The organism is Xenorhabdus koppenhoeferi (assembly GCF_900116635.1).
Taxonomy (GTDB): Bacteria; Pseudomonadota; Gammaproteobacteria; order Enterobacterales; family Enterobacteriaceae; genus Xenorhabdus; species Xenorhabdus koppenhoeferi.
On record NZ_FPBJ01000001.1, the window covers coordinates 155,610 to 169,851 of the forward strand.

The 14,242-nt window shown below is 44.2% G+C and carries 11 protein-coding genes, 1 other RNA gene and 1 pseudogene; 5 read left to right on the top strand and 8 right to left on the bottom strand.

What is annotated here, in order from left to right; genetic code table 11:
- Positions 1–164 precede the first annotated feature (164 nt).
- A complete protein-coding gene (ygfZ, locus tag BM329_RS00690) occupies positions 165–1,166 on the top strand; it encodes a tRNA-modifying protein YgfZ (RefSeq protein WP_092547408.1) in 1,002 nt (333 codons plus the stop codon).
- Between the two features lie 16 nt (positions 1,167–1,182).
- Positions 1,183–1,788, top strand: a complete 606-nt coding sequence (locus BM329_RS00695) for an HD domain-containing protein (RefSeq protein WP_092547410.1) — start codon at positions 1,183–1,185, stop codon at positions 1,786–1,788.
- A gap of 152 nt (positions 1,789–1,940) precedes the next feature.
- Here the strand turns inward: BM329_RS00695 and gcvP are convergent, their stop codons facing one another.
- The 7 genes and pseudogenes from gcvP to BM329_RS00730 all read right to left on the bottom strand — a co-directional run bounded on the left by gcvP (position 1,941) and on the right by BM329_RS00730 (position 11,229).
- Positions 1,941–4,817 carry an aminomethyl-transferring glycine dehydrogenase gene (gcvP, locus tag BM329_RS00700; RefSeq protein ID WP_092547412.1) on the bottom strand — a complete coding sequence of 959 codons (2,877 nt, stop codon included), beginning with the start codon at positions 4,815–4,817 and terminating at the stop codon, positions 1,941–1,943.
- Positions 4,818–4,902: 85 nt separating this feature from the next.
- Positions 4,903–5,292 (bottom strand): glycine cleavage system protein GcvH, encoded by a 390-nt coding sequence (gcvH, locus tag BM329_RS00705; protein WP_092547414.1) that lies wholly within the window; start codon positions 5,290–5,292, stop codon positions 4,903–4,905.
- A 68-nt stretch (positions 5,293–5,360) separates the two neighbouring features.
- Positions 5,361–6,458, bottom strand: coding sequence for a glycine cleavage system aminomethyltransferase GcvT (gcvT, locus tag BM329_RS00710; protein WP_092547416.1), 1,098 nt, complete (start codon positions 6,456–6,458; stop codon positions 5,361–5,363).
- Between the two features lie 370 nt (positions 6,459–6,828).
- Positions 6,829–8,061 carry an FAD-dependent 2-octaprenylphenol hydroxylase gene (gene ubiI / locus BM329_RS00715; RefSeq protein WP_092547418.1) on the bottom strand — a complete coding sequence of 411 codons (1,233 nt, stop codon included), beginning with the start codon at positions 8,059–8,061 and terminating at the stop codon, positions 6,829–6,831.
- 14 nt (positions 8,062–8,075) lie between these two features.
- Positions 8,076–9,266, bottom strand: a complete 1,191-nt coding sequence (ubiH, locus tag BM329_RS00720; protein ID WP_092547420.1) for a 2-octaprenyl-6-methoxyphenyl hydroxylase — start codon at positions 9,264–9,266, stop codon at positions 8,076–8,078.
- Positions 9,267–9,290: 24 nt separating this feature from the next.
- Positions 9,291–10,607: a Xaa-Pro aminopeptidase gene (pepP, locus tag BM329_RS00725; RefSeq protein ID WP_092547422.1), complete on the bottom strand. Its 1,317-nt coding sequence runs from the start codon at positions 10,605–10,607 to the stop codon at positions 9,291–9,293.
- 45 nt (positions 10,608–10,652) lie between these two features.
- Positions 10,653–11,229: pseudogene (locus BM329_RS00730) on the bottom strand (YecA/YgfB family protein).
- A gap of 322 nt (positions 11,230–11,551) precedes the next feature.
- Between BM329_RS00730 and zapA the strand changes: the two are divergent.
- The 3 genes from zapA to BM329_RS00745 all read left to right on the top strand — a co-directional run bounded on the left by zapA (position 11,552) and on the right by BM329_RS00745 (position 12,854).
- Complete coding sequence (zapA, locus tag BM329_RS00735; RefSeq protein ID WP_092547424.1) at positions 11,552–11,857, top strand: cell division protein ZapA; 306 nt, start codon at positions 11,552–11,554, stop codon at positions 11,855–11,857.
- Positions 11,858–12,009: 152 nt separating this feature from the next.
- Positions 12,010–12,193, top strand: a non-coding RNA gene (gene ssrS, locus BM329_RS00740) — 6S RNA.
- A 49-nt stretch (positions 12,194–12,242) separates the two neighbouring features.
- Positions 12,243–12,854, top strand: coding sequence for a 5-formyltetrahydrofolate cyclo-ligase (locus BM329_RS00745; RefSeq protein ID WP_092547426.1), 612 nt, complete (start codon positions 12,243–12,245; stop codon positions 12,852–12,854).
- A 106-nt stretch (positions 12,855–12,960) separates the two neighbouring features.
- Here BM329_RS00745 and serA read toward each other — a convergent pair whose 3' ends face one another.
- Positions 12,961–14,202, bottom strand: a complete 1,242-nt coding sequence (gene serA / locus BM329_RS00750) for a phosphoglycerate dehydrogenase (RefSeq protein WP_092547428.1) — start codon at positions 14,200–14,202, stop codon at positions 12,961–12,963.
- Between the last annotated feature and the right edge of the window lie 40 nt (positions 14,203–14,242).

Consider the following 14,242-nt stretch of genomic DNA (forward strand, 5'->3'; position numbering starts at 1 on the left):
ACAACTCAACAAGATATCCAATAAATGCCGAGTTGCCATACAGCCAACAAGACTACAATTTGATAGATAGAGAGTATAAATAACGGGAATAACCTCTTTGCATAAGTCTACTTCTCTTTTACCATTAGATTTATTTCTCAGATAGTTTACTGGCAGGAGTTGCTATGGCTTACCAAATTCCGTTTTCTGCACAATCACCATCCCCTTCTGCAATACTTCCCCTGACTTTAATTTCCCTTGATGATTGGGGAATAGTGACTGCCATTGGTGCTGACACACAAAAATATCTGCAAAGCCAAATTACAGCAGATATTAACTCCCTGAATGAGAGCCAACACGTGTTGGCTGCACATTGTGATGCGAAAGGAAAGATGTGGAGTAATTTTCGGCTGTTCCAACGTGGTGAAGGTTTTGCCTATATTGAGCGCCGTTCATTATTGGAAACGCAATTAACTGAATTGAAAAAGTATGCCGTGTTTTCCAAAGTAACCTTTACCAAAGATGAAGAAAGTATCTTGCTCGGCGTAGCCGGAACAAGTAGCCGGGAAGCGCTTTCTGCGCTCTTTCCAATCCTGCCCGATGCTGAATCCCCTGTTATTCAACACGAAACCACAACGCTTCTCCACCTGGCACTTCCTGCCGAACGTTTCCTTATCATCACAAACAAAACAACTGCGACCCAATTAGCCGAAATATTAGTCGAGAAGTTTCAGTCACAATTAAATGACAGTCAGCAATGGCTTGCGCTGGAGATTGAAGCAGGGTTTCCTGTGATTGATGCTGTCAATAGCACACAATTTATTCCGCAAGCAACAAACCTTCAGGCAATCGAAAACAGTATCAGCTTTAAGAAAGGCTGTTATACCGGTCAGGAAATGGTCGCCCGAGCCAAATATCGCGGAGCAAATAAACGAGCCATGTACTGGCTGGCGGGTAGTGCTTCTTCGCTACCCACCGCAGGTGATGATTTAGAATGGCAATTGGGCGATAAATGGCGTCGGACAGGTTCTGTGCTAGCGGCGGTTAAACTGGCTGATGGTTCAGTCTGGATACAAGTTGTCATGAACAATGATATGGAAGCAGGCAGTGTATTTAGAATCCGTGAAGATAAAGGTAATACTCTGACGATCCAAGCACTGCCTTATTCATTAAATGAAGAACAATAATTATTGAGGTTTTTGTATGTCATTAACTGTACCTCCTGTTGATTTCGGTCCTTTTACCGATGTTATTGCGTTTATCATGGAACTGGACAAATTAAAATCTGTCCATCGCAAAACGAAATTACTGAACAATGAGCGCCATGAAAATTCTGCTGAGCATAGCTGGCATTTTGCTCTTGCAGTTATCGGCTTTGCGCCTTATGCCGGAGATGTGAATATCAGCCGTGTCGTGCAGATGGCTCTAATTCATGACATTGTTGAAATCGATGCTGGAGATGTCATTGTTTTCGATCTGGCCGCCCGTGAAGCTATCCAAGAACAAGAAATAAAAGCAGCCAATCGTATTTTTGGTATGCTTCCTGATGCCCAAAAAGAGTATTTTCTGGAACTTTGGCACGAATACGAAGACGCTATCACGCCTGAGGCGCTGTTTGCCAAAACTCTCGACAGGATAATGCCTATGTTTATGAATCTGTATAACCACGGTCAGAGTTGGGTTGAGAATGACATTCGCTTTGAACAAGTTTACAACCTGCTGCATTTTATTTCTGAAAGTTATCCTGAACTCTGGAAGTACCTGCTGCCACAATTGGAAGCAGCAAAAGAAAAAGGCTGGCTAAAATAATTCTCCCATCTTTATCTTCTAATTAAGCTGTCAGATATCATCTCTGACAGCTTCAATTTATAGTGTTTTTATTCCATTAAATTACCTGCTTACAGCCCGGATTTGAATCCCATCGAACCCAAATGGGCTGAAGCAAAATAATTTATTTATTATTAACGATAGTCATCAATCGGTGCGCACGAACAATGTAAATTGCGGTCACCATAAACATCATCAAGACGTTTAACTGTCGGCCAATATTTATTGGCTTTGGTTTCTACTGTCGGGAAAACAGCAATTTCACGGCTGTATGCGTGGTTCCAGTCAGAAACCAGTTCAGTCTGAATGTGTGGTGCATTAACCAATGGATTGTCCTCCAAAGGCCATTCCCCTTTCGCCACTTTGCTGATTTCTTCCCTAATTGCCAACATAGCATCAATAAAGCGATCGATTTCCACTTTGCTTTCTGATTCTGTTGGTTCAACCATCAAGGTGCCCGCTACAGGGAATGACATGGTTGGTGCATGGAAACCATAATCAATCAAACGCTTGGCGATATCCATCTCACTGATGCCGAACTCTTCTTTCAACGGACGAATGTCCAGAATACATTCGTGGGCAACATAACCACCGCGTCCGGTATAGAGGATCTCGTAAGCCCCTTTCAGGCGAGCAGCAATGTAATTTGCATTCAAGATCGCAACTTGGCTGGCTTTTTTCAGCCCTTTTGCTCCCATCATGCGAATGTACATCCAGCTAATTGGCAAAATGGAAGCACTGCCAAATGGTGCGGCAGATACTGCGCCCAATGTGGATATGCCATCCATTTCTACTACTGAATGCCCCGGTACAAATGGCGCAAGGTGTTTTTTCATGCCAATCGGTCCCATGCCCGGGCCACCGCCGCCATGAGGAATGCAGAAGGTTTTATGCAGGTTCAGGTGTGAAATGTCCGCGCCAATAAAACCCGGGGTAGTAATACCCACTTGGGCATTCATGTTCGCACCATCAAGATAAACCTGACCACCGTGTTGGTGAATGACATCACAAATTTCACGGATGGTTTCTTCATATACGCCATGAGTTGATGGGTAAGTCACCATGATACAAGCAAGGTCATCACGATGTTTTTCTGCTTTTTCACGTAAATCAGTCAGGTCAATGTTGCCTTCGTTATCGCAATTCACGACAACAACGGTCATACCCGCCATATGTGCGGAAGCCGGGTTTGTACCATGAGCTGAACTTGGGATTAAGCAAATATGGCGATGTTGTTCACCACGGCTGGCGTAATATCGGCGGATCGCCAGTAAACCAGCATATTCTCCTTGCGCGCCCGAATTTGGCTGCATGCAAAATGCATCATATCCGGTTAACAGCACTAACCAGTGGGAAAGTTGACTGATCAGCTGATGATAACCCTGCGCCTGATCTTGTGGGCAGAATGGGTGCATGTCGGTGAATTCCGGCCATGTGATCGGCGTGATTTCCGCAGCCGCATTCAGTTTCATGGTGCATGAACCTAATGGGATCATTGCCTGATTCAAAGCCAGATCTTTACGTTCCAGACTGTGCATATAACGCATCATGTCAGTTTCGCTGTGATAACGGAGGAAGTTATCGTGCGTTAGGATCTTATCATGACGCAGCATGGAGGCGGGAATGGATTGGCTGCCTGCCGCTATTTCGCTATCGAGTGTCTCGATATCCAATATCGAATCAGTACCCGTCAAGACTTGAAATAAGGTTACTAAATCATCGCGGCTGGTTCTTTCACTCAATGACACACCAACAGCATCCAGAAGATCGGTACGCAGGTTGATTTGCGCTTTCTCCGCTCTTGCCAATACCTGAGCTTTATCTGCAACTTCAACGGTCAAGGTGTCAAACCATGTTTGGTGGCGCAGTGTAATGCCTGCTTTTTGCAAACCAGCAGCCAGAATATCAGCCAGGCGGTGAATGCGGTTAGCAATACGTTTCAGGCCTTCAGCCCCATGATAAACCGCGTACATACCCGCAATATTTGCCAACAATACCTGAGAGGTACAAATATTGGAGTTCGCCTTTTCACGACGGATGTGCTGCTCACGTGTCTGCATCGCCATGCGCAGTGCTCTGTTACCGGCTGCGTCACGGGAAACACCGATAATACGTCCCGGCATGGAACGCTTGAATTCATCACGGCAGGCAAAGAAAGCTGCATGAGGACCACCATATCCCATCGGAACCCCGAAACGTTGAGCAGAACCAAATGCAATATCAGCACCTTGTTTGCCCGGTGCTGTCAGCATAACTAATGCCATGAAATCTGTTGCAACGCTGACTATGATTTTGCGGTCTTTCAATTCCGCGATCAGGTCACTGTAGTCGTGAACTTCTCCCGTTGTACCAATTTGTTGCAACAGAGCACCAAAAATGCCTTCCAGTTCCAGCACTTTTTCCGCTTTATCAACAATGACCTCAAATCCAAATGTTTCAGCACGGGTACGTACAACATCCAATGTTTGTGGATGAATGTCATCTGCCACGAAAAAACGCTCAGCCTTTTTCAATTTGCTGATTCGTTTTGCCATTGACATGGCTTCCGCCGCTGCAGTTGCTTCATCCAAAAGAGATGCTGAAGCGAGATCCAAACCTGTCAGGTCAATCGTCACTTGCTGGAAGTTTAGCAGGGCCTCCAATCGACCTTGAGAAACCTCCGGTTGGTAAGGCGTATATGCGGTATACCAGCCTGGATTCTCCAGTAAGTTACGCAAAATAACCGGCGGGAGTATTGATGGTGCATATCCCATACCGATATAAGATTGATAACACTGGTTCTGACTCGCTATCGCTTTCAATTCAGCCAGTGCTTGTTGTTCTGTCGCACTTTCACCGATTGCTGGTGGCTCTGACAATGCAATATTGCTGGGAACAATTTTATTTGTCAGATCATCAAGAGAATTTGCGCCAACTGCCACCAGCATGTCTGCTTGCTGTTCAGCAGAAGAACCAATGTGGCGACGAATGAATTCGCCTTGATTTTCAAGTTGGATTAGTGTCTGAGTCATTGATAATAATTTCCTGAAACTAGCTAAAAAATGGCTAACAAAAAAACGCCCCATTCACAACGTGATATAGGGCGATAAAAAATAATTATTCGTCTTCCAAGAGTGATTGATAGCTTTCAGCATCAAGCAAATTAGTCAGTTCACTCTCATCAGTAATTTTGATGCGGAATAACCAACCTTCGTTATAGGGTTCACTGTTCACTAACTCAGGGGAACCTTCCAGGTCGGGGTTAACTGCAATAACTTTACCACTTAACGGTGCATAAATGTCAGAAGCGGCTTTCACTGATTCCACAACTGCACAATCATCACCATTAGTTACTTCTGTACCGATTTCAGGCAAGTCAACAAAAACCATATCACCCAATAGTTGCTGGGCATGTTCAGTAATGCCTACTGTGTATTCACCATTGCCTTCCGAACGAATCCATTCATGTGATTCTGTATATTTTAATTCTGCTGGTACATGACTCATCGCCGCTATCTCCTTGTTCTTTATTGATTAATCAAAAAATTACAACTATCAAGACATTAGTTGAAAAATCACTCTACGAGAGATTTTCCCATTCGCACAAAACCGGGTTTAACAACCTTAACGGGCATTTCACGATTACGAATTTGGACAATCGCCTGTTCGCCAATACCTTGCGGTACACGTGCAAGAGCGATGCTGAATCCTAAGGTCGGGGAAAATGTCCCGCTGGTAATAACACCAGAACGCTCCTCTCCGGAATCATTTGTGAAACTGACGGTTAACCCACCACGCAATATCCCTTTTTCACGCATAACCAGCCCAACTAATTGTTCAGTACCTGTTTCACGCAGCCTTTCCAGCGCTTCCCGACCGATAAATTGGCGATCCTCCGGTTTCCAGGAAATCGTCCATCCCATGTTAGCTGCCAGAGGTGAAATAGTTTCGTCCATTTCCTGACCATAAAGATTCATGCCCGCTTCAAGGCGCAATGTGTCACGCGCACCTAATCCCGCTGGTTTCACACCGACTGCCAGCAACTGTTGCCAGAAATCTTCCGCCTGTTCTTTCGGTAATGCGATTTCATACCCCGCCTCGCCGGTATAACCTGTAGTCGCAAGGAATAAATCCCCCGACTGGACACCGAAGAAAGGTTTCATTCCTGCTACAGCCTGCTTTTGTTCATCACTTAACAATAATTGAACTTTGGGTTGTGCATTTGGCCCTTGAACAGCAATCAGTGCTAAATCATCACGCACAGTGATTTCAACATCATATTTCGCTACATGTTGTTGAACCCATGCTAAATCTTTCTCGCGGGTTGCTGAGTTAACAACCATGCGATAGAAATTATCAGTGAAGAAATAGACAATCAGATCATCAATGACACAACCAGAAGCATTCAGCATTCCGGTATAAAGCGCTTTACCCTGTTCGGTCAGTTTAGCGATGTCATTTGCCAGAAGGTAACGGAGAAAATCATGGCAGCCAGTACCATGCAGATCCACAATTGTCATGTGGGAAACATCGAACATACCAGCATCAGTACGTACAGTGTGGTGTTCGTCGATCTGTGAGCCGTAATGCAGAGGCATCATCCAGCCATGAAAATCCACCATGCGTGCTCCGCATGCCAAATGTTGATCATATAGTGGGGTGTGTTTTGACATTATTTCCCTCTTTCCATTCTTGACATGAAAACATTCGTGATCTGAAAAAACATACAACGTATTAACCGACAGATGTTGGATCATGAAGCAAAAAAGCGGTTAACCACGCAAACGATACCTTGGAACCAGAAGTTATCACTGAAAATAGAAATGAACCATAAAATAAATTAGCCACACTGAAGTGATAACTTAAAAAAACGCTCATTATGATGCAGAATTTTTGTCTGATTTACTGTATCAACACACACAAAATTTGTAATAAATGGCAGTAATTTATTCTTTAATCAGAAAATGACTAAAGTGTGAAGCAAATCTACTGAACACACCTTAGCCTAATATTAGAAAAAGTAATCCCAAATGAACTACTAAATTAGATTTTTTCAACTGAAGAGGTCTGAGAAATTAGCCAATCAGGGAGATCATTAAGCCCCATTGCATGGCGAAGTAACTGAGGTTTCACCCCTGGTAAATGATCAGCCAATGCTATTCCGATATCACGCAGTAACTTTTTAGCGGGATTATTGCCATCAAATAGCTGACGGAAACCCTGCATACCTGCCAGCATAATCGCAGCACTGTGTTTGCGGCGACGTTCATAACGCCCAAGGTAGAGATACTGACCAATATCTTTGCCTTGCCGGTTCAAACGATTCAATTCACCAATCAGTTCTGCCACATCCATAAATCCTAAATTGACACCCTGGCCAGCCAAAGGGTGGATAGTATGTGCCGCATCTCCCAAAAGTGCTAACCGATGTGCAGCAAAGTTACGGGCATAACGCCCCATCAATGGTAGGGTTTGTCGATCACTTATCAGCTCACATTGACCAAGCCGCATATCAAAGGTCACGCTCAATTGCCGATTAAATCGTTCTGGTTCCATTATATTAAGCTGCTGCGCGGATTCGGCCGGCAGCGACCAGACAATCGAACATAGATGAGGATCTGACAATGGCAGGAAAGCTAATATTCCATCACCATGAAACACCTGACGCGCAACACTTTCATGCGGTTCCGCAGTCCTAATGGTTGCTACCAACGCGTGATGCTCATAATCCCAGAAAGTCAGCGGAATATCTGCATGATGACGCAGCCAAGAGTGTGCGCCATCAGCCCCTACGACTAACCGTGAAGTCAGCATTCGCCCATCAGATAAAGTAATGAAGGCTTCATTTTCCCCCCAGGCAACATTGTTGAGAGACGACGGGGTAAGAATTGTCACTTCTGGTAGATTTTTGGCATGTTGCCAGAGTGCCTGTCTGATCACATGGTTTTCAATGATATGCCCGAGGTGTGTCAGGCCGTGTTCCGACGCATTAAACTGGATTCGACCGAAACTGTCTTGATCCCAAACTTCCATCCCCTGATAAGGACTGGCTCGCATTTCAAGAATACTCTGCCAGACACCAAGGTAGGTTAGTAATCGTTCACTGGCTGCATTGATGGCTGAAACACGCAGCGCATGTTCATCATTGCTATCAAATATCTTTGCCGGTGGATATTCTTCTACAACCGCGATGCGTAAACCGCTGCCTTGCAAACCACAGGCCAGCGCAAGGCCAACCATCCCGCCTCCTGCGATCACCACATCAAATGATTGCATGTTTTTCTTTCCTCTTAATCTGCCAGTGATGATTGAGCAACCCAACCCAATGTCTGCTGGGCAAATAGATCCCGCATCAGTGGTAATGTTTCCATCGTCATCAGGCCAAAACTACGCCCAATCTTTAACGGCAAATAGTCATTGGCAAATAACCTAACCAATCCGTCTGTAATACCAATAGTCGCTTCACGATCTGCATTGTGCTGCTGTTGATATTGGGCCAAAACCTTATAACTGCCAATATCCATCCCTGAAACCGCCGCCTCTGAAATAACTTGTGCCAACGCCATAACATCACGCATTCCCAAGTTAAATCCCTGCCCTGCAATCGGGTGTAAAGTTTGGGACGCATTGCCTACCAATGCCAAACGGTGGCTGACCTGCTTGCTGGATGTTGATAAAGCCAATGGATAACTGTGTTGCTGACCGATTTCCAACATTTTACCCAAACGCCAGCCAAACGCTTTTTGTAAGTGTTGGAGAAACTCACGCTGATTCCAACTATTGATCTCCGCCTGTTTTTCCAGCGGGTGACACCATACCAGTGAACTACGCCCTTCAGACATCGGCAATAGTGCCAATGGCCCATGTTCCGTAAAGCGCTCAAATGCCCTTCCCTGAGGATGTTCAGATGTCAAAACATTAGCGATAATTGCCACCTGGCCATAAGATTGCCGCTGATATGGAATATGGCACGCTTGAGCTATCGTAGAATGGCTACCATCCGCAGCTACCAGTAATTCTCCCGTCAGTTTTTCACCACTATGCAGGGTGACAGTGACTGAATTTTCTAAACGCTCAACGGAATTTACTTTCGCCGGACAATAAAGTTTGATATTCGGTGACTGTTTTACTAAATCAAAGAGATGAATTCCAGCGTCATGTAATTCAATTACATTTCCCAAAGCCGGAATATCATAATCATCAGCGCGGATGTTAACGAAACCGCAATGACCACGGTCGCTAACATGAACGTGAGTTATTGGAGTAACACTATGTTTTAGCGCAGGCCATACATCTATCTGATTTAAGCTCTGGCATGTACCATAGGCTAAGGCAATGGCTCTCGCATCAAAACCTGGATGTTCCTGAGCAGGTTCTGCTGTTTCAATCAAGGAGACTTGCAATTGTCCCCGGCTCAAGGAAGAAATAGCCAGAGCCAAAGTGGCTCCTGTCATTCCCCCACCCACAATAATCACGTTCATTATAATTTCCTGATTGCTGAAATATTAACTCTGTCTTGCCTGCGCCATCAGCGCTTCTATTTCATCCGGATCTTTCACTACATATTCAGTCAGGTTTTCATTACCTGCTTCTGTGATCACGATATCGTCTTCAATACGGATACCTATGCCTCGATATTCCATCGGAACATCTGCATCCGGCGCAATATAAAGCCCCGGCTCCACAGTCACCACCATGCCCGGTTCCAGAATGCGATCACGATCGATGCCGTAATGACCCACATCATGTACGTCCAGCCCTAACCAATGACTCAAACCATGCATGAAAAACTGGCGATAAGCATTGGTTTCGATCAATTGCTCGACTTCACCGTGCATAATTCCGAGTTTCACCAACCCTTCAACCATAATTCGCACAACCTGCTCAGTGACTTTACTCATGCTGATGCCCGGTTTATACAGGTCAAGGGCAACATTGATGGCTTCCAGCACAATGTCATAAATTTCACGTTGAGGACGCGTAAACTTGCCATTCACCGGGAACGTCCGCGTAATGTCACCGGCATATCCTTCATATTCGCATCCCGCATCAATCAACACTAAATCACCGTCTTTCATTCGACGTTCATTTTCCGTGTAATGAAGAATACAGGAATTTTCTCCTGCACCGACTATGGTGTTATAAGCAGGATAACGGGCGCCCTGATAAGTAAATTCATGATGAATTTCCGCTTCAAGTTGATATTCAAACATGTCTGGACGGCAAACCTGCATCGCTCTTGTATGCGCTTGCGCACTGATTCGCCCAGCCCGACGCATGATTTCCAGCTCAGCTTCCGATTTGAACAGTCGCATTTCATGCAACCACGGACGCCAATCCGCTATGACAGACGGGGCTTTGAGATTACGACGACTATTTTTACGTAATTTATCCAAGGCACTGAATACAACATTATCAGCGTATTCAAGCTCTCCTTGAGCGTGATAGACTACTTCCAGACCATTTAACAGTAGATAGAGCTGTTCGTTGAGATCATCAAATGGCAGGGCGCGATCCACCCCTAACTTTTCCAATGCCGCTTCTTGACCAAGACGGCGGCCAAACCAAATTTCCGCAGTCAAATCACGAACACGATTAAACAACACGCTATGATTATGAGTTTCATCGCTTTTGATCAGTACCAGAACTGATTCCGGCTCACTGAACCCTGTCAGGTACAGAAAATCACTATGCTGGCGATAAGGATATTCGCAATCTGAATTACGTGTCGCAGGCGGGGCAGAAAAAATGATGGCCGCGCTGGCCGGTGCCATTTTTGACAATAATGCCTGACGACGAGATAAATATTCTTGTTTAATCATACCCTCTCCTGCGATTTAATTATTATTTAGTTGGTATATTGCCAATTAGTGCAACGTTGGCTTGTCGTTTTTGGTAGTGCCTGATTTTTTTTGGCGTTGCCAAAGCGATGTAACAAAGCTGAACTGCAACACGAATATATTCCAATACTTCCTCAAGAGCCTGAGCCAGTTCTTCCTGATCTTCGTTCTCGTCATATCCCAGCATGCCGATGTTACGTAAATCAGTGACGATTTCCTGAATTTCGGGTTTTTCTGTCAATTTAGGATTCGCAACGCCTAATCCCAGCAAGAAGTGATTTACCCATCCTGCCAACGCATCCGCGCATTCAAAAATGCCTGCATCTTCATCAGGAAGCAGTAAATTAAACGCAAAATTACTGTCATCCAGTGATTCAAATGTCGTTTCATATAATTCTCTGAGCGGCAGAGATAAAGTCTGAGAAAATGCCAGACCATCATTAGCAAGATCATGCACCAATGTTTGCCAACTACTATCACGATTTCCACCGCATAGTAATCCACTGATTAAGCCGTGCATTTCTGCTGCTGTCAGCGCAACGGACTGTTGATGCAAAATTTCATCAAATGATTGATAATTAGGTAATGAGTTTTGTATAGACATGTATATTGATCATCGTTGGCGATATAAATTCATGCTATGCTACCATCAAGGGGAGTCGCTATACCAGACAGCACACATCGATATAAGAGGGGGCTTTTGGTATTGTACAGTAATGATTGGTGTCGGCCTTGTTTTTATACCAAAATTAACTTTGTGCCTAATAGATTTTAAATTGTAATTCAACCAACTATATCCAATGGATTTCGGGTTACAGCCGACAAAGCTGCAACTTGAAAGATACGGGGTATAAGCTGCAATTTGAAAGATGAAGGGTATATGTCAAAATCAAGGTATCGGCGCAGTAATAAATCAGGAAGGTGTCATGTCTGCACAACCAGTAGATATTCAGATTTTTGGGCGGTCATTACGTGTCAATTGTCCACCAGAGCAGATAGAAGCATTGCAAGCTGCTGCGGAGGAACTTGATCAGCGTTTACATAACCTCAAAGAACGCACCAGAGTCACTAATACTGAGCAACTGGTTTTTATTGTGGCACTGAATGTCTGTCACGAGTTGGCACAGGAGAAAGTGAAAACCTGTGATTATGCTTACAATATGGAACAAAAAATAAAAATGCTCCAGCAGACCATTGAGAATGCATTGTTAGAACAAGGTAAAATTACCTGATGCTCCTTACCCGTCAATGGATTAAGTTTTGTTGATAGATCAGGCAGTAGTTACTCTAGATTAATATAAGCAGTTGCTTTCTTCATTCAGTTCCATACAATAGATTTCATAGCGCTGCTTGGAGTCTATTTAGTTGGTTTAAGCAGCAAAAATTTTCTCTGAGGTGTTCGTCAGCAGGTAAGTCCCCTGAGCCGATATTTCATCTCTATAGAATGTGGTGCTCTGTCTCTTGTGAGCATGCTTGGCTAGACCAAGAAGCCTAATAGGGGCGACACTGCGTTCACCTTGAACCAAGGGTTCAAGGGTTACCACCTGCAACGGCATCTTGGAGAAACCCAATTTTTTATCTGTTTTGTGTCCTTTTCTGCGTCAATAGGCAGGTATTATGCAATCAGATTCCTTTACGTCTCCCCATTTTTTGTCTCTACGAAACTCCATCAGAAAAAAGATCCGGCAATTACGTCAAAGTGTCCCCCCTGAAAAACAGTTACAATTAGCTCAACAAGCAGCCGAACGAATCATTGCTCATCCTAAAGTTCAGCAGGCTAACAAAATTGCGCTGTATCTCTCCTTTGATGGAGAATTAGATACTCGTCCATTAATTCAACAACTTTGGCAACAAAATAAACAGGTCTACTTGCCAATATTGCATCCTTTCAGCCAACATCATTTGCTGTTCCTTCGTTACCAGGCTGATACTCCCCTTATTAAAAACCGTTTTAACATAGAAGAGCCTTCTTTGGATGTCCGACAGGTTCTACCCATCCCTGAGCTTGATCTTATGTTTATCCCACTCGTTGCTTTCGATTGTACGGGACAACGTTTAGGAATGGGGGGCGGGTTCTACGATAGAACGCTCGCAAAATGGCAACAACAAAATTTCTATCCCATTGGGTTGGCGCACGATTTTCAATTGGTTGAAACATTACCCAGCGCAAGCTGGGATATTCCTCTGCCGGAGATCATTACACCCGAAAAAACATGGCAATGGATATAAATTTTTAACTCATTGACAGGGGGTATTGAAGAATACAATACTCCCTGTTTTTAATCAGCTCAGCTTCTTTTATCAATAAAGCTCTTTTATCAATAAAGCCCTTTTATCAATAAAGCAAGCGAGAACGGATCGTGCCAGGAACGGCTTTCAATTGTTGTAATACCAATTCAGCTTGAGCCGTATTTTGCGTCGTGATATCGATTACCACATAACCAATATCGCCTTCAGTCCGCAAATATTGTGCTTCAATATTGATTCCCTGATCAGTGAAGACTTGGTTGATGTTGGTTAAGATACCAGGACGGTTTTCATGGATATGCAGTAATCGGTTAGTATCCTTAGCATGGATAGGCAATGAAACTTCCGGGAAATTAACCGCTGACAATGTAGAGCCGTTATCAGAATATTTGACTAACTTACCTGCGACTTCATAACCGATGTTCTGTTGGGCTTCCTGTGTTGATCCCCCGATATGTGGTGTCAGCAGTACGTTGTCAAATTTACTTAATGGCGAAGTGAAAGGCTCGCTGTTTGTTGCAGGCTCCACTGGAAATACATCAAGTGCAGCGCCAGCAAGGTGCCCAATCCCCAACGCTTCACTTAAGGCAGGAATATCCACAACAGTACCGCGGGATGCATTGATCAGAATTGAACCTGGTTTCATCAGTTCCAACTCTGTTACACCAATCATATTTCTGGTTGAGTTTGTTTCAGGAACGTGCAGACTCACAACATCACTCATATTCAACAATTCAGATAGATGATGGACTTGCTGTGCATTGCCCAATGGCAATTTGTGTTCTATATCATAGAAATAAACATTCAGGCCGATATTTTCAGCCAAGATACCCAACTGTGTACCGATATGACCATAACCAATAATACCGAGTTTTTTTCCGCGAGCTTCATAACAACCTGTTGCCTGCTTATCCCAAACGCCTTTGTGAGCTTTCGCATTTGCTTCAGGAATACGACGCAACAGCAACAGCAATTCACCCAATACCATTTCAGCTACAGAACGAGTATTGGAAAATGGTGCATTAAAGACTGGAATACCGCGTTTTGCCGCGGCCTTCAGATCCACTTGGTTGGTGCCAATACAGAAACATCCCACCGCAACCAACTTTTCTGCTGCGGCGAAAATTTCTTCCGTCAACTGAGTACGCGAACGAATTCCCACAAAGCGTGCATCACGAATCGCCTCTTTTAACGCTTCCGGCTCCAATGCACCTTTGTGATACTCTATATTGCTGTATCCAGCCGCTTTCAAATTGTCTACTGTGCTTTGATGAACGCCTTCCAGTAGCAGAAATTTAATTTTGTCCTTTTCTAAAGATACCTTAACCATTTGCTCACCCTAGTTGTACTTATACCCTTCATCTTTCAAA

Excerpts from the sequence above, each read along its gene's own strand:
- BM329_RS00695 (WP_092547410.1), top strand. The coding sequence starts at position 1,183 with ATGTCATTAACTGTACCTCCTGTTGATTTCGGTCCTTTTACCGATGTT.
- serA (WP_092547428.1), bottom strand. The coding sequence starts at position 14,202 with ATGGTTAAGGTATCTTTAGAAAAGGACAAAATTAAATTTCTGCTACTG.
- ygfZ (WP_092547408.1), top strand. The coding sequence starts at position 165 with ATGGCTTACCAAATTCCGTTTTCTGCACAATCACCATCCCCTTCTGCA.
- gcvH (WP_092547414.1), bottom strand. The coding sequence starts at position 5,292 with ATGAGTCATGTACCAGCAGAATTAAAATATACAGAATCACATGAATGG.
- gcvP (WP_092547412.1), bottom strand. The coding sequence starts at position 4,817 with ATGACTCAGACACTAATCCAACTTGAAAATCAAGGCGAATTCATTCGT.
- zapA (WP_092547424.1), top strand. The coding sequence starts at position 11,552 with ATGTCTGCACAACCAGTAGATATTCAGATTTTTGGGCGGTCATTACGT.
- pepP (WP_092547422.1), bottom strand. The coding sequence starts at position 10,607 with ATGATTAAACAAGAATATTTATCTCGTCGTCAGGCATTATTGTCAAAA.
- gcvT (WP_092547416.1), bottom strand. The coding sequence starts at position 6,458 with ATGTCAAAACACACCCCACTATATGATCAACATTTGGCATGCGGAGCA.
- ubiH (WP_092547420.1), bottom strand. The coding sequence starts at position 9,266 with ATGAACGTGATTATTGTGGGTGGGGGAATGACAGGAGCCACTTTGGCT.
- ubiI (WP_092547418.1), bottom strand. The coding sequence starts at position 8,061 with ATGCAATCATTTGATGTGGTGATCGCAGGAGGCGGGATGGTTGGCCTT.
- BM329_RS00745 (WP_092547426.1), top strand. The coding sequence starts at position 12,243 with ATGCAATCAGATTCCTTTACGTCTCCCCATTTTTTGTCTCTACGAAAC.